Below are 21,729 nucleotides of genomic sequence, written 5' to 3'. Positions count from 1 at the left end.
CAGTTTCCGATAAAACCCTGCTTCCGGATCACGCCCGATGCTGTCCGGTTCATTACGAGGTGCGCAATGGAATTAATCATGCTCAAGGCCAAGTTGCATAAGGCCAAAGTCACTCATGCGGTACTGAACTACGAAGGCTCCTGCGCCATTGGTGGCGACTTGCTCGATACAGCCGGTATTCGTGAATTCGAACAGATCCAGATCTACAACGTCACCAACGGCGAACGCTTCACCACCTACGCCATTCGCGGTGAAGACAACAGCGGCATGATCTCGGTGAATGGCGCCGCCGCCCACAAAGCCAGCGTCGGCGATACGGTCATCATCTGCGCCTACGCCAACTTCTCCGAAACCGAACTGGAAACCTTCAAACCCCGCATGCTCTATATGAACGACGACAACACCGTAAGCCACACCAGCAACGCCCTGCCTGTTCAACTTGCGTAAGTAACGCAACACATGAAAAGACGCAACACATCAAGGGACGTAGAACACTGAAAGACGCGAAACAATAAGAGACGCAGGACAGGAAAAGACGCTTCAACCACCTGCAAAGCCCCGGCTTATGCGTCTTTTTATGTGTCGCGTCCTTCGATGTCTTGCGTCTCTCAATGTGTTGCGTCCCTAAATGTCCTGCGTCATTTCCATGTGTTGCGTCCCTTAATGTCCTACGTCCCTTCATCAGTCGCGTCTATTTTTGTCGGAAAATTTCACTAACTGGTGGTTTTTGACCTCATTTTGTAATTAAATTACATAATTACTTTACGGTCAGGTTGGTATCGCTTCGTCATACCCCAACCTATCCTCCATGCATTCTTATTAATCCTCATCCACAAAAACAATCGGGAAACGACCTATGGCTTACGATCCTACCCAACTGACAACCTGGAAGAAGCTCGAAGAACACAAAGCCGCCATTGCCGATGTGCACATGCGTGACCTCTTTGCCGAAGACCCGCAGCGCGGCCCCCGCCTGACCGCGCAGGCCGCCGGTATTGAACTCGACTACTCCAAAAACCGGGTTACCGACGAGACACTGAACCAGTTGATGGCCCTGGCCCGGCTGGCTAAGTTGCCCGAAGCCATCGATGCCATGTTCAATGGCGATATCATCAACCGCAGCGAAAACCGCCCGGCATTGCACATAGCCCTGCGCAATCGCAGCCAACGCCCGATCAAGGTGAACGGTGAAGACATCAACGAGACCGTAACCGCCACCCTGGCTAAAATGAAAGCCTTTGCTGAATCAGTTCACAGCGGTGACTTTGCTGGCCATACCGGTAAAAAGCTGCGCACCATCGTCAATATCGGTATTGGTGGCTCCTACCTCGGCCCGAAAGTGGTATCCGATGCGCTGAAACCCTTCTGGCAAGACGGCTTTGAGCTCAAATACATCGCCAACATCGACGGCACAGACGTCACCAGTGTTTGCCGGGATCTCGACCCCGAAACCACCCTCTTTGTCGTTGCCTCAAAAAGCTTCAACACCCTGGAAACGCTGAAAAACGCTGAAGCGGCGCGCGAGTGGTTTTTTCAGCAAGGCGGCAAGCCGGAGCAGGTAAAACACCACTTTGTGGCGGTATCAACCAACATCAAGGCCGCGACCGAGTTCGGCATCGACGAAGCCAATATGTTCCCGATGTGGGACTGGGTCGGCGGTCGTTACTCGCTCTGGTCGGCCATTGGCCTGGCCCAGGCGATTGTGCTTGGGTTCGATACCTTCGAGCAGATGCTCAGTGGCGCTCATGAGATGGACGAGCACTTTCGCACCACGGGTCTTGAACACAACTTGCCGGTCATTCTCGGCATGCTGGGTGTCTGGTACCACAATTTTCTGGGCGCAGAAGCCCATGCGGTACTCAGTTACGACGAGAGCCTGAAAGACCTGCCGGCTCACTTGCAGCAAGTCGATATGGAGTCCAATGGCAAGGCGGTGACTCAGGATGGCCGGCCCGTAGGCTGGAGCACCGGCCCGGTGATCTGGGGGGGTACCGGCACCAACGGCCAGCATGCCTATCACCAGCTTTTGCATCAGGGCACCCGCCTGATCCCGGCCGACTTTCTGATGCCATTGAAAAGCCACAACCCGGTGGCCGACCACCACCCCTGGCTGTTCGCCAACTATCTTGGCCAGCAACAGGCCCTGCTGGAGGGCAAGACCGAGGCCGAGGTCACGGCTGAACTCAAAGCAAAAGGTCTAGACGCGGCCGCCATCGCCGAGCTGGTGCCCCACAAGGTAGTGCCCGGCAACCGCCCCTGTAACAGCCTGGTGTTTGAGCAGGTAACGCCGCAAGTCGTAGGTGCTCTGATCGCCATGTATGAACACAAAGTTTATGTTCAGGGCGTTATTTGGGGTGTAAACAGCTTCGACCAGTGGGGCGTTGAGCTCGGCAAGGTGCTGGGTAACAGCGTGTTTGAAGCACTCGAAACCGGCAACACTGAAGGCTACGACAGCTCGACCGCCCGGTTGATTGAACGGTTCAGGAAGGCTTGCAACTGACGTGGACTTGGAAAGACGCAGGACATGGAAAGACGTGACACATAAAAGGACGCAAAACATTTAATGACGTGGAACACCGTAAGACGCTAAACCTTGGAGACGGCCCGGCGTCTGTTCGTGTTTTGCGTCCCTTCTTGTCCTGCGTCTGTCACTGTTTCGCGTCTCCTCCTGTCCGGCGTCCCTTCCTGTTTCACGTCTTTTAGTGTTTTGCGTCCAAACCTTTCTGACGCCAGACGTCACATTTGAAGCCTTACAATCCGGATTCCAGGAAAAACAGGCCTAAAACGTCAAAACCTTGCCACTGTCAGGCAAAAACAACGACTGCACCTTTGCAACGCCAGGAAAACCGCATAAACTCGCTAATATTGAGAGCCAAGTCTCATTCTGGACCCCATGGAATGGCCAAACAAGCAATAATATGATCCGGAATTAATTCTTTGGCACGGTTTTAGCTTGGCATGACCATTGGCAGGCTAAGGCTAGAAAAGCACATATACGCACATGGGAAACTGACTATGAAGCAACAAAAAGGTTTTACACTGATTGAACTGATCATGGTGATTGTGATTTTGGGCATCTTGGCTGCTTTTGCACTACCACGATTTGTTGATTTCTCATCGGAAGCCAAAAGCGCTTCAAGAGAGGGTATTTTTGGCGCCATGCGCTCTGCAAGCTCTATTACCAAGGCAGCCTGCCTTGCAAGTAGTAGCTGTGACACATCGAGTGCAGCTGCAAATATCACTATCGAAGGTGTAGTTATCGATCTGGTATATGGTTATCCTGCCGCCACTGCTACAGGGATAGAATCCGCAGCACAAATTAGTGGTGTAACTACAACTCCCGATACCTCAGCAACGCCACCTACTTTAACTGCTGAAATAGCTGCTGATTGCACTGTTGTTTACACTGAAGCTGCTGACGCCACAACTGCTCCAGTTTTTGGCGGAACTACAACCTGTAGTTAATCATCGCTAACCGCTTTGCTAAAGCCGCCGCCGCATTGGGGTTGCTTTAGCAGAGAAACTTTTCGTTGTGCTACAGTTTTCTAACTTCGCAAGCACACTCATACAAAAGGCTGGCTATGGGAAACCCTAAACTTAAGATCGATCGAAGCCAGTAATTTGAAGCAACCCTACTAAGTGAATAAGCCAACCATAGGGGGCTCCCATGCCCACTTTTCATTCCCACCAAGGGTTCACTTTAACTGAGCTGGTCGTAGTTCTTTTGATATTAGGCATCTTAAGCGCAGTGGGAATCGGTCTATTCGCCTCATCCGGCAATTACTCCACCCTTCTCGCTCGCGACCAATTCATAGCCTCAGCCTTGCTCGCCCAGAAACGCGCATTGGCCAATACGGATGCGTCTAACGCTGTCACTCTGACACTGGAACAAGACACCACTGAATGGCGCTACCTCATCAGCCAGGGCACCACCAATTTCAACACCCGCACTGCGGATCGCAAGAATGCGCAACTAACCATTGACGGTAGTGTCGCAACGAACAGTCAGGTCTTCACCTTCGACCGGCGAGGGCGCGTTGGTAGCAATTTAGAATTGAACTTCAACGGCAATGGCAGTAGCCATCTTGCCTGTCTGGGCTCTACCGGCTTCGCCTACACCGGGAGTTGTGAGCCATGATAGGGCCATCCAAAACGCAACGAGGGGTCACCCTGGTAGAACTGATCATCACCATCGTGATCATTGCCATTGCGCTGTCAGGTACCATCATCGCGTTTTCCAATGTGGTCGGACGCAGCTCGGATACGTTGTTTCAGAGCAGGGCCATCGCACTGGCCCAGGCCTACCTCGACGAAATAATGGGGCAGCCCTTTGACCGGGAAACGCCCGATGGTGGCGCACCTCCCTATGCAGGTACCTGTCGCGTGATCGGTGGCGATGAAGACGACCGCGATACTTTCCGCAGTGTTGATGAATACGATGGTCTGGAGTTCAGCCCACCCGAACTGGCGTCTGGCGTCATCAGCGAGGGCTATGAAGGGTACACCGTTAGCATCAGCGTTAGCTGTGTTGATACCGCTGCCGAGCTGGGTGACGGTAATATTGACCAGGCAAAACGCATTGATGTCAGCATCAGCAGTCCAACCAGTCAAACCGCCGTCTTCAGCGCTTACCGGAGTAATTTTTAATGGGTCGCCTTGCCAGACAGAGCGGCTTTACGCTGACTGAGCTGATCATTGTGATCGTGCTGTTGGGCATTATCTCGGTTATTCCAATCAGCTTTATCCGCTATTCGGTCCAGGGCGCTCTGGATACCGCGAACCGACAGCGGCTGGCCATGGCCGCCGGTGTTATATCGGAGCAGATCAGCCGGGACATACGCGTCGCCCTGCCCGGCAGTGTGCGCTTAAGTGGCGACGGTCGTTGCCTGGAATTTATTCCCATTCTGGCCAGCACGGTTTACCGTAACGCGCCCATTACCTCAGCACAGTCCAGTTTTCCGGTGTTGGCACTGGCGAATGGTGCTGACAGTGCAGGACATGCGGTTATTTATCCCTATGCGGCCACCACCAACGAACTCTACACCCCAACAACACCGGGGGTAGTGTCTCCAATGACAGCAACCTTGCCAGCAGGCTCGGGCACGGTGAATCTGACGTTCGACTCAGGCAAACACCAGTTCATCACTGACTCGCCGGTCCGGCGCGTGTTCATGGTGAGCACACCGGTTACCTATTGCCAGGAAGGCCGATACATCTATCGGTATCGTGATTATGGTTTTCAGGCAACCGTCGGCGCGGCTCTACCTGCCACCTTTGCGGATGGTCGCGAAGTCATAGGAGCACCGCTGGAGCCCGATTCACTGTTGTTCAGCGTCGTGCCGCCCAGCCTGCAACGCAATGGACTGGTCACCTTGGAATTTTCCGTCCAATCCGATCAATCCTCAGAACGCATCTACGTGGCGCAGGAGGTACAGTTACGCAATGTTCCCTAACCTGAACCATCAAGCAAACCGTCAACGCGGGGCTGGCTTGCCGCTGGCGATCTTCATCATTACCGTGCTGGCATTGATAGTGGTTACCATCACCCAGTTGCAACAGGGCACCGCGGAAATGGAAATACAGGACCTGCAGTCCACACGCGCCTTTTATGCCGCCGAATCCGGGGCGCAGGCGGCGCTGGCTTTGTTGTTTCCGATTGACGGCAGCGCCGGAAGCAGTTGTTCCGCGCCCATTTATCAACATTCTTTTTCGACCCCCGGCCTCAATGGCTGCCGGGCCAGTGTTTCCTGCAGCACGGACAACCTGGGGCCGACAACCTATTACACGATCATCAGTGAAGGGGTCTGCGGCTCCGGTCTGGATCAGGGACGGCGTATTGTTGAGGTGCGAGCACAATGACAGCGCTGCGAAAAATTATTCACTTCATCATCAAAGGGTTGCTTGTATCAAGCTTATTGCTGACCGGGTACAGCTTCGCAGAAACCTACACCCTCCCGGAAGACGGGAACACCGGGCTGTTTTCGTCTTGCTCGGTCAGTGGTGGCAACATTGACTGCGCTGGCTCAATCACGCTGTCGGATAACGATTTTGATGAAATCGTTTTAACCGAAGCAATCAATCTGTCGATTGGTGGCAATCTGACAGTTGGCACCAATGCCGAGCTAAACCCCGCCAATAACTTTTTTTTCGATATAATTGTCGGTGGCGACGTCTCAATCGGTAATAATTCGCTTATCAACGCGAACTTAACAGCTGGAGGCAATATTAATATCGGCAACAATTCCGATGCCAATGGCGATTGCACTGCCAATGGCGGCAACTATGAGAGTTATTGCACGGCCGCATTGCCATCAACGTTTGCTGAATACAGATTTGACCAACCGGATTGGTCCGGCCAGACGGGTGAAGCACTCGATAGCAGTGGCAACGATCGTCATGGCACACCAGCCGGTTTTAGCCAAACAGTAGACCCCGGGCAAATTTGCAACGCGGGCCGCTTGAATGGCTCTATTGACTATATCACCGTCGAGGACCTTTCAGTTCTACAGGGTACATCTTCTCTGAGTTTCTGGATTCGTACTACAAATACAGGAAATGACATTGGCTGGCAGGCACCGGCAATAGCCGGAGTAGAACAAAGTGGCGTTGCGGACGATATTTTTTGGGGGTGGATTGACGCCAGCGGCCATATTGGGATCACCAAAGGAAACGACTTTGATGCGACCAAGTCGGATACAGCGATCAACGATGGTACGTTTCGGCACGTTGTTCTCACGCGTGATGCGTCAGATGGTAGCTATCAAATTTTTATAGATGGCATACGAGATCGAAACGGAACGAACAACTCACTGATTGGAGAAGTCGGGAGCAGTTTCAACGATATCGGCCGTGTTCTGTACTCCAATGGATCAGGAGCCAACTTCCTTCAGGCGGACCTGGACGAAGTTGTCATTTTTGATGACGTACTGGACGAGAATCAGGTCGATAAGCTGTACCAGCGTCAACTTGAACAAAGGAATCTGGACGGCACATTGAGAGATTGTCCGACGGTCGCCACGCCTCTGGGCATGGTTGGCTTCTGGGAGTTGGACCAGCCCCAATGGTCCGGTTCGACCGGTGAGGTGCTGGACAGCTCCGGCAATGATTTACACGGGACCACCCAGTCAGGTGCTAACACAAGCAACTCCGACCCTGCCCTGAGTGGCAATCCGGGCACCTGTGAGTATGGTGAGTTCAACAACAGAAGCCGAGTTGAAACACCCGGCTCATCATTGATCACCGATGAACAATCCTTCTCTTTGTCACTTTGGTTTAAATTGCAAGGTAGCGAACAGGCTGGTTCCCTTCAAACACTCGCCGCCTACGGTGGTTCTACACGGTCAAATGAAGGCCGTTTTGAAGTGTACCGGTCAGGCAATCGTCTGTTTCTGGAAGTGCGACTAAGGAACGGTGACACGAGGTCCGTAGACCTAAACAACGGCACCCTGTTTAACGGTAACTGGCAGCACCTTACCGCAACCTACAATGGTGATTCACGAACTCTGCAGCTGCACATCAACGGCACCTTAGCCGAAACCGAAAACTTTGGTGGTGGGCAACCTTTGAACACAGTGGCCGGTGGATTGATCTTTGGTTCAGCGGAAGATGGATCCTATGGCATCAACGGAAATATCGATGAAGTACGATTGTTCAATCGGGTACTAACAGCAGCCGAGATCGATACTGCCTACAACTATAGAAAGCCCTGCGCACCTACGTGCTTCAGTGACGATTTCGACAGCGGAACGCTCAGTGACGACTGGGTAACAAGCGCCGCCAATGGAAGTTTTACACCCGGCATTGTCAACGTCTCCGGGACTAACCGGCTACGCATGACGGAAGCTCAGAATAACCAGTCAACGGCGGTAACTCTGCAACGCTTCATTCCTGCCGCTGACAACCTGATCGTTCTTGAATTTGATTATTACGCCTACGATGGAAACGGCGCCGATGGTTTGACGATCGTCCTGTCCGATGCTGCCATCACCCCGCAGACTGGCAGTTTCGGTGGCTCCCTGGGCTACGCTCAACGCGACAATGGTGACCCCGGTTTTGCCGGTGGCTGGCTGGGTATTGGGCTTGACGAATACGGTGATTTCGCCAATCCAACAGAAGGTCGTATTGGCGGGCCAGGTCGAACACTGAACTCGGTCACCATACGCGGATCGGGTGCGGGCGGCACAGGCTATCGGTATCTGACGGGCACGGGTGTTCTGTCACCGGGCATTGATTCAACAACGTCAACTGACCCGCACAAATATCGAATCATCGTTGATTCCCGTCCGGCGGGCAGTTCAACAATCTCGGTAGAGCGTGATATCGGTGGCACTGGTAACGCCTATACGACGCTGATTGGGCCTTTCGATGTGTTAAGCGACATAAACCAGGCCGCTGTACCGGACAATGTCCTGCTATCACTGACCAGCTCGACGAGTGGCTCGAACAATATACACGAATTTGGCAACTTCCAGATCTGTGCCGACCAATTGAACCCGGTTGGCGACCAGCTCGATCATTTCGAATTTATTCACAGTGGCAACGGTATTACCTGCCAGCTGGAAGACATCATTGTACAAGCTTGTCTGGATGCCGATTGCGATTCGCTTTATACCGACGAAGTCACTGCCAACCTTACACCCACTGGTTGGGTCGGTGGTGATGCGGTTACTTTTTCAGGCGGGTCACTAACGGTTCCGTTTCAAAGCACAAGCGCAGGCACGGTTATTCTGGGTGTTGCCAGTTCAACACCAACCACACGACCGTTCACGGAAACAGAATGCATCTCCGGCGGGGCCGGGCCCGATCCCAGCCTCTGCAACCTGACGTTCTACGACAGTGGCCTGGCTTTTTCATTGCCGGATCAACTGGCCAACAAGCCCAGCGAGAACATTCGCATTGCGGCCGTAGATACCGATACCGAAACCCTGCAATGCGTCCCGGCCTTCGCCGGTGTCAGCCGGGATGTTCAATTCTGGTCGGGCTATGTTGATCCCGACAACACGGGCAGACCGGTTAGTTGGCCGCTGTCGGTCAACAGCCGGGAAGTCGGGCAGGATGAAGCCAGTGCGACCAGCCTGTCGCTTGACTTCGACAGTAACGGAGAAGCATTGATCGACGTGCACTATGCCGATGCTGGTCTGATGCAACTGGATGCCCGCTATCAGGGAAGCGCCGCCAATGAGGACGAAGGCCTGGTGATGCCGGGCAGCGATATATTCGTCAGCTACCCGGCCGGTTTTGTAGTCACCCCTGCTAATGGGTGCGGAACCGCCGACAGCAGTTGTAGCAATACCGAAGTGGCAGGCACTGATTTTGGCATCACTGTAACCGCCAAAGCCTGGCAGAGCGATGGTGATGCTGACTTTGCAGACAATGAACCAACGCCGAATTTCCAGTTGAGTAACCTAGCGTTGGCACATACCCTCAGAGCCCCGGCCAGCGGCGAAACGGGTACCGTCTCCCTGACAAGCTACAATCACCTGGCGGCGAGCGACGGACAAAACGAACTGACCCAGCGGTTAAGCGAAATCGGTATCTTTGACTTTACGCTGACACCCCCTGCGTATTTCAGCATCGACCTCGGAACCACACTCAGCTCACTCTCAGCCAGAATGATCCCGGCCGATTTTGAATTGGTGCAGACGCCCGGCGCTTTTAATCCCAGTTGCGACCTGACAACACCCATGGCCTACTCGGGGCAGACGCTGGGCTGGTTGACGCGCCCAGAGCTGCAAATCAGCGCCGTCAACGCAGAAGGCACCCTGACCCAAAATTACACCCAGGGCGGTTTTAACAAGCTGCAGGCGTCAGACCTCACTCGGGTAGCGCCAACCAGTGACAACGCCGCACTGAACGCTCAGGGTTTGCCATTCCCGCTGACGCTAACGCTCAATGCAGGCGAATTGGATGTCGTTAATCCCGGCATTCAACGCTACCGCTTCTCCGCATCCGACAGTCTCCTCTACACTAAAACCACAGTCAGCCGGGTTGCGCCCTTTATGCCTCAGGTGCCAATCAACCTAAGTTCATTGACCGACGACGATGCCGTAAGCGCCAGCGCCCTGCCCGCAAATTTAACCCCAACGGCGAATTTCGACATTCGTTATGGCCGAATCCGTCTGGAAAATAGCTACGGTCCCGAGACCCGGGACCTTATCGTGCCGATGCGCGCAGAATATTACGATGGATCAATGATGGTGTTACACGAAGCGGAAAGTTGCTGGGTATACAGTAATACCGACGCTACCCTGTCACCGGCAATCACCACTCTGGAGCCGGTTAACGACACCCTGCTCACGGGTGAGGTAAAATCAGGATCAGAACTGGCGCTGATAGCACCTGGTGCAGGCAACACCGGTTCAGCCCGGTTGACGATGAATGTGCCGCTATGGCTGCAGGATGATTTCAATGGCGATGGCGTATTGAGTTCACCAGAGGCGACCGTCACCTTCGGTGTTTATCGCGGGCACGACCGCATTATTTATTGGCGCGAAGTAGAGCCCTGAACCTTAGAGTTGACTGGCGTATTTTCAACGACGGGATTAAAGCGGCCACACCTGCAGCTCGGCCTCACTGACAAACCGCGCCAGGCCATCGTAGTTCAAAACCGCGCCACTCAGTCAGGTACTGGCGAATCAGGGATTCGCCCGGTATATCCATCGGGACAATGGCTTCGCTGCAGCCTCTGCCTTCGATGTGCCAGTAACACTGTCCTTCTTGTGCAAACACCGACACCCGGGTCAGGTCGACCAGGTCCAACTCGGTTTGGGCACCACTGGCGCGGTGATACACCAGTGCTAACAGGCGGTCGCGGCCAGAAATCGCCGCTACCCGGCGCGCCAGGGCGAATCGTTGCCGAACGGTCATCAGTCGTCTCCAGAATCTTGCCGGTTTCCGGCCCATTTGTGGCCTATACATGGCCCATTTATAAAACCACAGCAAACGCCTTGCCATAACTGACCAGTTCATTAAGATGATCGTCAAATTCCTGGTCTGGAGCGCGCGTGTCGCACCCCGAAGCTCACTGGCTGTTGTCGCAGCGTTTTCGTGGTTATTACCCGGTTGTCATCGACGTTGAAACGGCAGGCTTTAATGCCCGCACCGATGCCCTGCTTGAAATTGCTGCCGTTACTCTGAAAATGGATTCAGAAGGCTGGCTGTCACCGGATAAAACCCTGTTTTTCAATGTAAAGCCGTTTGAAGGCGCCAATATGGAAAAGGCGGCACTCGAATTCACCGGGATTGATCCGCACAACCCCCTGCGTGATGCCATCGACGAAGCCGATGCTCTGAAAAGCATTTTCAAAATGGTTCGCCATGGCGTTAAGGATGAAGACTGCAAACGGGCCATATTGGTCGGTCACAACGCCATCTTCGACCATTCGTTTCTGATGGCCGCCGTAGAGCGCGCCGACATTAAACGCAACCCGTTTCACCCCTTTTCAACCTTCGACACATCGGCTCTGGCCGGTCTGGTTTATGGTCAGACCGTGCTTAAGAAAGCCTGTGAAGCCGCAGGCATTGAATTCAATGACCGCGAAGCGCACAGCGCCGAGTACGATACCCGAAAAACCGCCGACCTGTTCTGCGATATGGTCAACCGCTGGAAACAACTCGGCGGCTGGCCCCTGGTACCAGACGTCGAAGAGTTTGAAACTCAGCAAGAATTCATGGACCGGCAGGAGCAGAAGTCATGAAATGCATGGCCGATCTTTGCGTGATCCCGATCGGCGAAGGCGTCTCAGTTGCCGATGAAATTGCCCAGTGCCAGCGCATTCTGCAGCGCTTCCCGATCGAAACCCGAATGCACGCCTACGGCACCAACCTCTATGGCGACTGGGACGACGTTTTCGCCGCCATCAAGGCTTGCCATACCGAGTTACACGAAGGTGGCGTCACCCGACTGTCTTCGACAATCAAGGTCGGTACCCGAACCGATAAGGACCAGACCTTCGATGACAAAATCGGCGCGGTGGAAGACCGGTTAAATTAACTCAGTGCCATGCGGACCACCGGCTACGCCTACTGAAGGTACGCCGTGAACCCATCCATGGGGGCTCGAAGACCGCATCCCTGCGGTCTAACGACCTTCAGTAGGCGTACCCGGTAGTCCTAGGGTTGGCCAGTGGTTCAATCAGCACGAATTTCTGTCTCAACGCATTCTCGCCCTAATCACTGGCCGAGCATAATACCCAGCCAGCCTTACCCTTTACTCGTCCGTAGCCGCCTCAGATTTCTTGGGAACGGCTTTGCGCTTGGCCTTGGGCCGCCCGTTGTGCCAGACAATCTTGCTCTTATTGCGCGCCAACTCATCGAATGCAAAGTCATCAACGGTTAGCATGTCGAGCACATCGGCTTCATAGGCCACCATAAAGTTATAATCCTCTTCGCTAATCAGCTCTGCCTTATAGGCCTCTTCGGCACGCTGTTCCGGGTGCAGTGCCGTTGTCGGCAACTCGCCCCTGGCGTAGGCTTTGTTGACCACTTTGTACAAACTGGTCGCACGCTCATTGTCTTTCAGCAAGGCGTTATAGCGAGCCAGGGGGTTCTCCTGCTGGCCTTCTTCGTGCGTCTGCCAGGTGTCTTCAATCAAGTGACTGCGCAGCGGCGTATCGGTTGAAATATCCCGGGCAATACGGGCCACCAGCTTGTCGGAAGGCATTGGCCAGCGCTTGCCCAGCGGCAACACCACTGGGCGAACAGCAATCGCGACTGCACGGCTCGGCAGGTTGTCGAGGATCTCATCGATCGCCAACTCAGCCCGGTACAACAGAAACTCACAGCTGTACCGCATCAGCGCGTCTTCTCCGGCGACTTTGGTGCCCTCGTGCCATTCTTTAAGCACCATCGAGGTCATATAAAGGTTCGACAGCACATCGCCCAGCCGGGCCGACAACATTTCGCGTTGTTTGAGCGCACCGCCGAGTGTGCCCATGGCCACATCAGCCAATAAGCTGAATGAGGCACTGAAGCGGTTCACCGCCCGCGCGTAGCGGCCCGCATCACCGTAAAACGGCGTCTCACCGGTCGGAATGCCCAGGGCTGCAGTCAGAGACCGGGCCACGTTACCGGCGGCCATGCCAATGTGCCCGAAAATGGCGGTGTCGAAGGCATCGATGTCGTTGTTGTCTTTCGCTTCCAGCTCTTTGAGCACCCAGGGATGACAGCGAATCGCGCCCTGACCAAAGATCATCAGACTGCGGGTCATAATGTTGGCACCCTCAACCGTGATCGACACGGCGGTTGAGGAATAACCGATACCCAAATAATTACGCGGCCCCAGCGTCACAGTTTTCCCGCCGTGCACATCCATGGCATCGGTCACCATCTGGCGCTGAAACTCAGTCAGCTGGCTTTTCAAAATGGCCGAGGGAACCGCGGGTTTTTCACCGGCATCAATCATATTGGCGGTGTGTCGCACCGTGGCCCGGGCGATGTAAGCCATGGAAGCGATGCGGGCCAGCGGCACCTGCACGCCTTCCATATCCGCCACCGGAACATTGAACTGACGCCTAATGCGGGTATAGCCACCGGCCAGACCGACCATGTACCGGCCTGAACCGCTAGCGCCAGATGGCAGAGTAATGCACCGGCCAACAGACAGGCATTCAACCAGCATGCGCCAGCCCTGCCCGGCCATCTCAGTACCACCGATCAGCCAGTCCATCGGGATAAACACATCTTTACCGATGATAGGGCCATTCATAAAGGGGCTGCCGATGGGCGCATGCCGACGACCGATCTCCATGCCTTCGGTGCCACGGGGAATCAGCGCGCAGGTAATGCCGATGTCTTCGGTCTCGCCCAGCAGTTTATCGGGGTCGAACATCCGAAATGCCAAACCAACCACGGTGGCGATAGGCGCCAGGGTGATCCAGCGTTTTTCAAAATTCAGGCGTACACCCAGCACTTCTTTACCGTCATGCATGCCTTTGCACACAATGCCGGTATCGGGAATCGAGGTCGCATCAGAGCCCGCACGTGGACCGGTCAGACCGAAACAGGGAATTTCCCGGCCATCGGCCAGACGAGGCAAGTAATGGTCTTTCTGCTCCTGGGAGCCATATTTCAGCAGCAACTCGCCCGGCCCGAGCGAGTTGGGCACCCCAACCACAACCATCAGCGATTCATTCACCGACAGTTTCTGCAGCACAGCCGATTGCGCCTTGGCCGAAAAGCCCAGCCCACCGTATTCTTTAGGAATAATCATTCCGAAGAAGCCTTCTTTCTTCAGGTAATTCCAGGCATCGGCGGGTAAATCCGCACGTTCGTTGGCAATGTCCCAGGCGTTGCACATGCCAGAGGCCACACTGCACTGGTGATCAACAAAAGCCTGCTCTTCGTCGGTAAGGCCGCTGTTGCGGTTATCCATCAGCACTCGCCAGTTGGGCCGACCAGAGAACAATTCACCGTCCCAGCCAACACTACCGGCTTCCAGTGCCACCCGTTCGGTATCCGATACCTTAGGGGCCACCTGTTTAAAGATCGAAAACAGTTTCGGGGTCAGCCAGCTGCTGCGCAGTGCTGGTAAACCACCAATTGCCGCGCCCGCTGCGGAGAGAATCAGTAACGCGCCCAACCATGGGCTATTCCACCAAAACCCGAGAACGCCCACGACGGTGAAGCCGACGACAAGGGCCAGAGCACCCATTTCCCGGCGTAAAATCACAAGCTTGACGACAATCGCCAAAACCAGAATCAACAGATGGTTCATAATGATCTCCCAATCAATGGAAAGCAGTGCCCTTTGCCAAAGCTCCGGCCAAGCCAATAATTAAACATAGGTTTGAAACTTAGCGACTTGCGGGTCAATTTGCCAACCCAAAGCCTAGTGCACTGTAACAGACTAAATGCCCACACCAGAGCTTCCCAAAAGGTTCACCACAAGGCGCCGCTCGCCGGGAAGGGTGGTTCCCTTTCCAAGAGCGGCAACGCCGGGGTGGGCTTTTTGGAAGCTCCCTTCGGGCGAGTCGTCAGGCAGCCATCTGACTGCGTTGCATCGGCTTGAAATAGGCCCACTATTCCTGCGCCAATGCGCCTTGCATCTGGCCGCCTGACGACTCGCTGGTGAGGACATTTAGTCTGTTACAGTGCACTAGCTTTCTGATGTTTTTTGACACGAGGGAACGAATCAACAGCTTAGCGCAGTTCCAATGAAAAAAACCGGGCAAGCCCGGTTAAAAAGGAGAGTATCTGTTACAAAAAACGGTTTAAGCAGAATGTTCGCCGATAAAGGCTTTCAATGCGCTGGCAGGCTGAGCGCCAACACGGGTGCCAACTGGCTTGCCGTTTTCAAACATCATCAGCGTCGGCAGACCGCGCACACCATACTTGGACAACACATCGGGATGAGCGTCTGCATCCAGTTTGACGATGCTCACCTTGCCTTCGTATTCGCTGGCCAGGTCATCAAGAACCGGGGCAATCATCTTACAGGGGCCGCACCAGTCTGCATAAAAATCAACCAGCGTTAGACCCTCGCCACCTTCAACCGTCGCATTAAACTCGTTGGCATCCAGCAACTTCACATTAGACATTATTTGTACCTCTTCAGATCAATGACTTCGATGCCCACCATCATAAATGCTTTATTTTTCGATACTAGACAGTATTTTTGAGCATCTTTATGCCATATTTGGAACAATAAATTCCCAAGAAGAGAATCCCTAACCATGGAACTGGATGGCCTGTCCCTCTTTGTCGATACCGTAACCGCTGGCAGCATCACCGCGGCTGCAGCCCGGCGCGGCATGCCGAAATCCACGCTAAGCCGTCAACTGCGGCAATTTGAGGAAAAACTCGGCGTCACCCTGCTGGAGCGCTCCACCCGGCGGATGGACCTGACCGAAGCGGGCAAAAGCCTGTTCGACAACGCAGCACCTTTCCTCGATGAACTGGCCGAAATCCAGTCCTCAGTACTCGCCTATCAACGCCAGCCCAAGGGCAAACTGTCCATCCAGATGCCTCAGGAACTGTTCACCACCCAGATGGGCGAACTGATCAGCGAGTTTCTGCAACGCTACCCAGACATCAGCCTGAGCTGCACTCAATACAACGGCCAATACCCGTCACCCTCGCCCGACCACGACTTGCAGTTTGTGCTCCATGACGCCCCCCTGCCCGACAGCGACTGGATTGCACGCTCCCTGATGAGCATTCCCCAGGGGCTATACATCGCTCCCCACTGCGCCGACGCCCGACCACAAACCCTGGCTGACCTCAGCAACTGCCGCAGTATCTTACAAACCGGAGAAACCCAGTGGTCGTTCCGAACCGGACAAACCCTAACCGTGCAACCGGTCTCAGGCCGACTGGTCCTGAACAGCCCGGACATGCAATTACAAGCCGCCGTAAGAGGCCTGGGCATCGCCCGCCTGGCCCGCTACCAGGCCGAACCCGCCGTCCGTCGAGGCGCATTGATGGAGGTAACGTTGGAAGGAAAACCGGTCGCTCAGCAACTGACCGTGGTTTATCGCAGCCGCCAGCTTCCGCTGAAAACCCAGTTGTTTCTGGACCATTTCCAGAACCATATAGGTAGGCTATATAGCTTGCTTTGAAGACGAACTAACCGCCTAGCGTTTCAGCATTTTATGATATCGGACTCGCTGAAGAAACGAGTGGCGGGTGCCAGTGGTGCCCCTGAGGGGGAGTCCGCAGCAGGGATGCTGCGGCCTAGGCTCCATGGATGGATTCACGCCGACCCCTCAGGGGCATCACTGGTATCCGACGCGAACCAACGCCACCCAACCCAATTAAACAACTTGCCACAGAGCAGACCAAAAAAAACCCGGCAAAAGCCGGGTTCCTGTAGAGCAACTCAACTCAGAGCTTGCCGGAGTTGGCACCCAGATAGTTAGCGACACCGTCAGGCGTGTTAACCATGCCTTCATCGCCTTTCTGCCAGCCAGCCGGGCAAACATGGCCGTTTTCTTCAAAGAACTGCAGCGCCTCAACAACGCGAACCAGCTCATCGATGTTGCGGCCAATCGGCTCATCGTTCATATGCTGGGCACGAACCACGCCCTGCTTGTCGATCACGAACGAGGCGCGGAACGCTACACCCGGCGGGTAATAGCTGTCCCCACCTTCGGACTCAACGCCATAGGCACGGGTGATGCTGTGATCCATATCGCCGACCATGGTGTAGCGAACCGGGCCAATACCGCCCTGGTTCACTGGCGTGTTGCGCCAGGCGTTATGGGTGAAATGCGAGTCAATTGAAACAGAGATAACCTCAACGCCCATCTCTTTCAGCTTTTCAACACGCTTGTCCAGCGCGATCAGCTCAGAGGGGCAAACAAAGGTAAAGTCCAGCGGGTAAAAGAAGACCAACGCATAGCGACCTTCGATGGACTGGCTCAAGCTGAAGTTATCAACGATTTCGCCGTTGCCTTTAACAGCCGGGGCTGTGAAATCAGGGGCCTTACGACCCAGTAATACGCTCATGAAATCTCCTTGAGAGTGTTGGTGACTAAAGGGGTGAAAGAACAGGCGCCACCGTCCCGGCGCGCAGTTGCGCGGCCTAAATAACCCTGTGCGACCCGTTACCAGGTCACAAGCGATTAAGCCGATGGCTGAAAATTATAAATCAGGGGAGTATTCGACTTCCAATTCAGACTGACAGACCTGGCAGCAAAAACAATGCCTTTAGCGACATGATTAGGGCAATGCGAGCCATTTCAATGGCCCGCATTGTAAGGACCGGCTTGTCCAGGAGTCCGACAGACTCCTAGACGCTTCTGAGAACAACCATCGGCGGCACTTTAATCACTCGCCGGGTCGACACGACTCCGATAGTACCGATGACCACGCCCCCCAGAATCGGGCCGGTTACCCAAAGCAGCAGGTGTGGCGTCCAGTCCAGATTTAGCATTTGAGTTTGGAAGTAGGCCAGAGCTACCTCCGCACCCAATGCACCCAGCAACCCGGCCAGAGCACCGAGCGAGGCAAACTCGATCCAGAGCCCACCGCGCACCAGCCCCGCCCGGGCGCCCAGGGTGCGCAGAATAGCGCTTTCGACCAGGCGCACATCGAGCGTCGCCTGTACACTGGCCAGCAGCACAATAAACCCGGCGACCAACACCAGGCCGAGAATGAATTCAACCGCGACTGTCACCTGTCCAACAATGTCCTGAATTTGCCGAATAATGGCATCGACCTCAATCACACTGACCGTCGGGTGCTGGCGCAATAGCTCTGCCAGCAAGGGTTTCTGGTCGGCATCCAGATAAAAACTGGTGATGTACGCCGCACCGGCACCATCCAGAATCGGACCACTGAAAATCACGTAAAAGTTCGGTGCCAGGCTATCCCACTGCACCGTACGGATGCTCTTGACCGTCACATCCACCGGCTGCCCCCCAATGGTGAAGGTCAGTTTGTCGCCCAGATCGACATCCAGTTGCTCAGCAAAATCCTGTTCAACGGAAATCAGATTGCGCTCGGCATCACCCGGCTGCCACCATTCCCCGTCCACCACGGCATTGTCGTCAGCCAGAGTATCGGACCAGGTCAGGTTCAATTCGCGCCTGAAATCATCGCCGCTGGGATCAAGCCGATCCAGCCGATCAGACAGGGCCTCATCGTTAACCTCGGTCAGTCGCCCCCGTATCATTGGGTACAGCGGCTCCCGCTGCACAGAGTTCGCATCAAGAATCCCCTGAAAACCACTGATTTCATCTTCGAAGATGTTAAATGCAAAATGGTTGGGTGCCCCTTCCGGCAGTTGCTGTTGCCATTCACCGATCAGCGAGGAACGCAGTAACGTCAAAATGAACAGCAGCATCAGTGCGATGGAAAACACCATGATCTGAAACGCATTCTGGCGGCTATGGCGTTGTAGATTGGACAACCCGAGTCGCCAGGTCGTGCCCAACCGACTGCCGTAGCGGCGCACCACACGAATCAGCACGGCCGCCATCAGTGAGACACCCAGCAAGGCGATTAGCCCCCCGCCGAGCAGTGCGGCCGTCAACAACACATCTCCGCTGTAAAACCAGACCAGCCCAACCACCGCCACCGCACCGATGGCGACCACCATGCGCTGACTGAGGGTTCCGCCTTCCAGCTCAGAGCGCAATACCTTCGCCGGTGGCACTTCACGCAGCACCCAGACAGGCGGAAAGGCAAACGCCATTAGGCACACCATACCGGTCAGCAGACCAATCCACATTGGCCGCCAACCAGCGGGCTCCAACTCTCGCGGCAACAGGCCAGACGCCAGCTCAAGGAAGGCCCAGTGCAACACCCAGCCCAATGCCAAGCCTGCGAACACAGTGACCACGCCCAGTATTAATAAATTGCCAGCGTAAAGCCGGGCAATGGCATTCGGCGTCAGACCCAGAGTCTTCAACAAGGCAACATGGCTCAGTTGACGGCTGGCATAGCGCCGCGATGCCAGTGCCAGCGCAACCCCGGCCAGCATGACACCCAGCGAACCGGCAAGCAGCAGAAAGCTCTCGGCCCGATCCAGCGCCGAGGCCACCCCTTCATTGGCATCACGCACATCGGCCCAGCGATACTCAGGGCGTAATCCGTCTTCAACCTGAGCCCGGAAGGGTTCGACATCGCCGCCCAACAACAACCGATAGCGGGCCCGGCTGCCCAGTTGCACAGCGCCGGTTTGCTCGACATCGGCGACATTGATCATCACCCGGGGGTTAAAATCGAAAAAAGATCCAGCCTCGTCCGGCTCGGTGATCAGCGCGGCCGTCACGGTTAAATTGGCGTCGCCCACCCCGATGGTGTCACCAATTCCAATACCCAACGACAGGAACAAACGCGAGATGATCCAGGCCTCACCCGGGGGTGGCCCGGTATGTACCGATTGCCCCGCGCCAAATGGCTGGTCAGCAATCACCAGTTCACCTTTAAGTGGGTATTCAGCCGAGACGGCTTTCACAGCACTCAATTGCAGCGCATTGTCATTGCCAAACGCCATGGCCTGAAAGGTCACAATGTCTGCTGTTGCCAGCCCGGCCGCTTCTGCCCGTTGCCGTAGCTCCTCAGAGATGGGGTTGGCGCTACGACTGCGAATCTGGGCGTCGGCCGCCAGCAGCGAACCGGCTTCATCCTGGATCGAATTACGGATTCGGTCGGAAAACAGGCCAATGCTGGTCACCGTGGTCACTGCCACCATTAAAGCGGCAATCAGAATGTTCAGTTCACCGCTGCGCCAATCCCGCCACAGCAGTTTTAACGCCAGCGACCGGGTTGAGCCGGGTTTATTCGCACCCGATTCGAGTGCGTCGGATTTCACAGACACCGTCATGCCAGCGCCACCTCGCGCAAGGTGCCGTCCTCCATTTCCAACTGCCGATCACAGCGCGCAGCCAGTTTCGGATCATGCGTGACCAGCACCAGCGTCGTACCACTCTCGCGATTCAGCGAAAACAACAGGTCAGCGACTTTTTCTCCGGTACGCCGGTCAAGGTTGCCGGTAGGCTCATCGGCAAAGAGAATCGGAGCTTCACTGGCAAACGCCCGGGCTACCGCCACCCTCTGTTGCTCACCACCACTCAGTTGCAACGGGTAATGCGTTGCTCGCGCGGTTAGACCGACGCGTTCGAGCCATTGGGCAGCGCGGACGTGCGGTTCTTTCGCGCCCTTTACTTCCAGCGGCAACATCACATTCTCCAGCGCGGTCAAACTGGGTAACAGTTGGAAATTCTGGAATACAAAGCCAACCTGCTCACCTCGCAACAAAGCTCGCTGTTCTTCGTTGAGCGCCGTTATTTCGGTGCCTGCAAGGTATACCTGACCACTACTGGGTCGATCAAGACCCGCCAGCATGCCCAGCAACGTGGACTTTCCAGAGCCGGACACGCCGACAATGGCAACGCTCTCGCCCGCGTAAATCGCCATGTCGATTCCCTTCAGGATGACCAGCGACCCTTCCCCGCTGGCCACTTCCTGTTTAAGCTCCCGGGTCTCAATCATTATCTTGGACGTGTCATTCATGCTGTTTGGGTCTCTTATGAGTCTTCAATTACGCCGTCAGGCGAGACGATTGTTCATTCTGGCCGCTGTCAGTCTTATGGCTACCTTGCAGGCAAATACGCTGCTGGTCATGGGTGACAGCCTCAGCGCCGGCTATGGTATGCCACTTGAGGCCACCTGGGTCACCCTACTGGAACAACAGCTCGATCAGGGCGATACGGACTTTACAGTTATCAACGCCAGTATCAGTGGTGAAACATCCCGTGGCGGCCTGGAGCGCCTGCCAGCGCTGCTCGACCAGTACGAACCGGATATCATGATTCTGGAGCTGGGCGCTAACGATGGCCTGCGTGGCTTCCAGATTCCGCAGATCAGCCGCAACCTGAGCGACATGATCAACCTGGCCCAGCAATCAGGGGCAAAGGTCATCCTGCTAGGGATACGCTTGCCGCCCAACTTCGGTTCTCGCTACACCGAGCCGTTTTTTGAACAGTACGCCACTCTGGCCAACCAACACGAGGTGCTTTACCTGCCCTTTATGCTGGAAGGCGTGGCTCAGTACCGCGAATTAATGCAGGACGATGGCCTGCACCCTACCGATGAAGCCCAACCGATCATTCTCGATAATGTATGGCCGCTGGTGCGGGAAGCCCTGGGCCAGACGTCATCTTGACGTAAAGATTACAACGTGAGTTTTGGCGGTTAAGTTAACTGATAAGCAAGGAGCCCGCCCCAGACACCGGGTGTGCTTATCCGGGGCCGGCATAAACCCATCCATGGGGCCTAGACCGT

General features: G+C 55.1%; 18 protein-coding genes. 12 read left to right on the top strand and 6 right to left on the bottom strand.

Annotated features, from left to right (window positions below; all coding sequences use genetic code 11):
- Positions 1–66: 66 nt before the first annotated feature.
- The 8 genes from panD to WEB54_RS00170 all read left to right on the top strand — a co-directional run bounded on the left by panD (position 67) and on the right by WEB54_RS00170 (position 10,505).
- Positions 67–447: an aspartate 1-decarboxylase gene (panD, locus tag WEB54_RS00205; protein ID WP_368052630.1), complete on the top strand. Its 381-nt coding sequence runs from the start codon at positions 67–69 to the stop codon at positions 445–447.
- Between the two features lie 409 nt (positions 448–856).
- Entirely contained in the window at positions 857–2,500 is a 1,644-nt protein-coding gene (gene pgi, locus WEB54_RS00200) for a glucose-6-phosphate isomerase (RefSeq protein ID WP_368052629.1), read from the top strand.
- 515 nt (positions 2,501–3,015) lie between these two features.
- Positions 3,016–3,465 (top strand): type II secretion system protein, encoded by a 450-nt coding sequence (locus WEB54_RS00195; protein WP_368052628.1) that lies wholly within the window; start codon positions 3,016–3,018, stop codon positions 3,463–3,465.
- A 202-nt stretch (positions 3,466–3,667) separates the two neighbouring features.
- Positions 3,668–4,138, top strand: a complete 471-nt coding sequence (locus WEB54_RS00190; RefSeq protein ID WP_368052627.1) for a type II secretion system protein — start codon at positions 3,668–3,670, stop codon at positions 4,136–4,138.
- Entirely contained in the window at positions 4,135–4,647 is a 513-nt protein-coding gene (locus WEB54_RS00185; RefSeq protein WP_368052626.1) for a prepilin-type N-terminal cleavage/methylation domain-containing protein, read from the top strand. The genes WEB54_RS00190 and WEB54_RS00185 overlap by 4 nt, the downstream gene beginning before the upstream one ends.
- Complete coding sequence (locus WEB54_RS00180) at positions 4,647–5,453, top strand: prepilin-type N-terminal cleavage/methylation domain-containing protein (protein ID WP_368052625.1); 807 nt, start codon at positions 4,647–4,649, stop codon at positions 5,451–5,453. Before WEB54_RS00185 ends, WEB54_RS00180 begins: the two co-directional genes overlap by 1 nt.
- Positions 5,443–5,859 carry a hypothetical protein gene (locus WEB54_RS00175; protein ID WP_368052624.1) on the top strand — a complete coding sequence of 139 codons (417 nt, stop codon included), beginning with the start codon at positions 5,443–5,445 and terminating at the stop codon, positions 5,857–5,859. The genes WEB54_RS00180 and WEB54_RS00175 overlap by 11 nt, the downstream gene beginning before the upstream one ends.
- Positions 5,856–10,505 carry a DUF6701 domain-containing protein gene (locus WEB54_RS00170; protein ID WP_368052623.1) on the top strand — a complete coding sequence of 1,550 codons (4,650 nt, stop codon included), beginning with the start codon at positions 5,856–5,858 and terminating at the stop codon, positions 10,503–10,505. Before WEB54_RS00175 ends, WEB54_RS00170 begins: the two co-directional genes overlap by 4 nt.
- Before the next feature lie 64 nt (positions 10,506–10,569).
- Here the strand turns inward: WEB54_RS00170 and WEB54_RS00165 are convergent, their stop codons facing one another.
- Positions 10,570–10,866 carry a hypothetical protein gene (locus WEB54_RS00165; RefSeq protein WP_368052622.1) on the bottom strand — a complete coding sequence of 99 codons (297 nt, stop codon included), beginning with the start codon at positions 10,864–10,866 and terminating at the stop codon, positions 10,570–10,572.
- Between the two features lie 137 nt (positions 10,867–11,003).
- On the opposite strand from WEB54_RS00165, the gene rnt reads away from it, so the two are divergent.
- Together rnt and WEB54_RS00155 are read left to right on the top strand one after the other, a co-directional pair.
- Positions 11,004–11,696: a ribonuclease T gene (gene rnt / locus WEB54_RS00160; protein ID WP_368052621.1), complete on the top strand. Its 693-nt coding sequence runs from the start codon at positions 11,004–11,006 to the stop codon at positions 11,694–11,696.
- Complete coding sequence (locus tag WEB54_RS00155; protein ID WP_368052620.1) at positions 11,693–11,992, top strand: MTH1187 family thiamine-binding protein; 300 nt, start codon at positions 11,693–11,695, stop codon at positions 11,990–11,992. Before rnt ends, WEB54_RS00155 begins: the two co-directional genes overlap by 4 nt.
- 216 nt (positions 11,993–12,208) lie before the next feature.
- On the opposite strand, the gene WEB54_RS00150 is transcribed toward WEB54_RS00155, so the two are convergent.
- Together WEB54_RS00150 and trxA are read right to left on the bottom strand one after the other, a co-directional pair.
- The gene (locus tag WEB54_RS00150) at positions 12,209–14,713 is read right to left on the bottom strand and encodes an acyl-CoA dehydrogenase (protein ID WP_368052619.1); all 2,505 of its coding nucleotides are present in this window, start codon (positions 14,711–14,713) and stop codon (positions 12,209–12,211) included.
- A gap of 496 nt (positions 14,714–15,209) precedes the next feature.
- The gene (gene trxA / locus WEB54_RS00145; RefSeq protein WP_368052618.1) at positions 15,210–15,536 is read right to left on the bottom strand and encodes a thioredoxin; all 327 of its coding nucleotides are present in this window, start codon (positions 15,534–15,536) and stop codon (positions 15,210–15,212) included.
- 135 nt (positions 15,537–15,671) lie between these two features.
- Here trxA and WEB54_RS00140 point away from each other — a divergent pair, with 135 nt between their 5' ends.
- Complete coding sequence (locus WEB54_RS00140; protein ID WP_368052617.1) at positions 15,672–16,556, top strand: LysR family transcriptional regulator; 885 nt, start codon at positions 15,672–15,674, stop codon at positions 16,554–16,556.
- Between the two features lie 265 nt (positions 16,557–16,821).
- On the opposite strand, the gene WEB54_RS00135 is transcribed toward WEB54_RS00140, so the two are convergent.
- The 3 genes from WEB54_RS00135 to WEB54_RS00125 all read right to left on the bottom strand — a co-directional run bounded on the left by WEB54_RS00135 (position 16,822) and on the right by WEB54_RS00125 (position 20,958).
- The gene (locus WEB54_RS00135; RefSeq protein WP_368052616.1) at positions 16,822–17,445 is read right to left on the bottom strand and encodes a peroxiredoxin; all 624 of its coding nucleotides are present in this window, start codon (positions 17,443–17,445) and stop codon (positions 16,822–16,824) included.
- Between the two features lie 283 nt (positions 17,446–17,728).
- The gene (locus WEB54_RS00130; RefSeq protein ID WP_368052615.1) at positions 17,729–20,269 is read right to left on the bottom strand and encodes an ABC transporter permease; all 2,541 of its coding nucleotides are present in this window, start codon (positions 20,267–20,269) and stop codon (positions 17,729–17,731) included.
- A complete protein-coding gene (locus tag WEB54_RS00125) occupies positions 20,266–20,958 on the bottom strand; it encodes an ABC transporter ATP-binding protein (RefSeq protein ID WP_368052614.1) in 693 nt (230 codons plus the stop codon). The genes WEB54_RS00130 and WEB54_RS00125 overlap by 4 nt, the downstream gene beginning before the upstream one ends.
- A gap of 16 nt (positions 20,959–20,974) precedes the next feature.
- Here WEB54_RS00125 and WEB54_RS00120 point away from each other — a divergent pair, with 16 nt between their 5' ends.
- Complete coding sequence (locus WEB54_RS00120; RefSeq protein WP_368052613.1) at positions 20,975–21,610, top strand: arylesterase; 636 nt, start codon at positions 20,975–20,977, stop codon at positions 21,608–21,610.
- Positions 21,611–21,729: the final 119 nt, after the last annotated feature.

The organism is Saccharospirillum sp., from assembly GCF_040881935.1.
GTDB lineage: Bacteria > Pseudomonadota > Gammaproteobacteria > Pseudomonadales > Natronospirillaceae > Saccharospirillum.
The sequence above is the reverse complement of the archived record's forward strand: the minus strand, read 5'-3'. Positions and strand labels throughout refer to the sequence as shown.

Bases quoted from the DNA above. Each gene is read 5' to 3' on its own strand.
- panD (WP_368052630.1), top strand. From the start codon at position 67: ATGGAATTAATCATGCTCAAGGCCAAGTTGCATAAGGCCAAAGTCACT.
- pgi (WP_368052629.1), top strand. From the start codon at position 857: ATGGCTTACGATCCTACCCAACTGACAACCTGGAAGAAGCTCGAAGAA.
- WEB54_RS00195 (WP_368052628.1), top strand. From the start codon at position 3,016: ATGAAGCAACAAAAAGGTTTTACACTGATTGAACTGATCATGGTGATT.
- WEB54_RS00190 (WP_368052627.1), top strand. From the start codon at position 3,668: ATGCCCACTTTTCATTCCCACCAAGGGTTCACTTTAACTGAGCTGGTC.
- WEB54_RS00185 (WP_368052626.1), top strand. From the start codon at position 4,135: ATGATAGGGCCATCCAAAACGCAACGAGGGGTCACCCTGGTAGAACTG.
- WEB54_RS00180 (WP_368052625.1), top strand. From the start codon at position 4,647: ATGGGTCGCCTTGCCAGACAGAGCGGCTTTACGCTGACTGAGCTGATC.
- WEB54_RS00175 (WP_368052624.1), top strand. From the start codon at position 5,443: ATGTTCCCTAACCTGAACCATCAAGCAAACCGTCAACGCGGGGCTGGC.
- WEB54_RS00170 (WP_368052623.1), top strand. From the start codon at position 5,856: ATGACAGCGCTGCGAAAAATTATTCACTTCATCATCAAAGGGTTGCTT.
- WEB54_RS00165 (WP_368052622.1), bottom strand. From the start codon at position 10,866: ATGACCGTTCGGCAACGATTCGCCCTGGCGCGCCGGGTAGCGGCGATT.
- WEB54_RS00155 (WP_368052620.1), top strand. From the start codon at position 11,693: ATGAAATGCATGGCCGATCTTTGCGTGATCCCGATCGGCGAAGGCGTC.
- WEB54_RS00150 (WP_368052619.1), bottom strand. From the start codon at position 14,713: ATGAACCATCTGTTGATTCTGGTTTTGGCGATTGTCGTCAAGCTTGTG.
- trxA (WP_368052618.1), bottom strand. From the start codon at position 15,536: ATGTCTAATGTGAAGTTGCTGGATGCCAACGAGTTTAATGCGACGGTT.
- WEB54_RS00140 (WP_368052617.1), top strand. From the start codon at position 15,672: ATGGAACTGGATGGCCTGTCCCTCTTTGTCGATACCGTAACCGCTGGC.
- WEB54_RS00135 (WP_368052616.1), bottom strand. From the start codon at position 17,445: ATGAGCGTATTACTGGGTCGTAAGGCCCCTGATTTCACAGCCCCGGCT.
- WEB54_RS00130 (WP_368052615.1), bottom strand. From the start codon at position 20,269: ATGACGGTGTCTGTGAAATCCGACGCACTCGAATCGGGTGCGAATAAA.
- WEB54_RS00125 (WP_368052614.1), bottom strand. From the start codon at position 20,958: ATGAATGACACGTCCAAGATAATGATTGAGACCCGGGAGCTTAAACAG.
- WEB54_RS00120 (WP_368052613.1), top strand. From the start codon at position 20,975: ATGAGTCTTCAATTACGCCGTCAGGCGAGACGATTGTTCATTCTGGCC.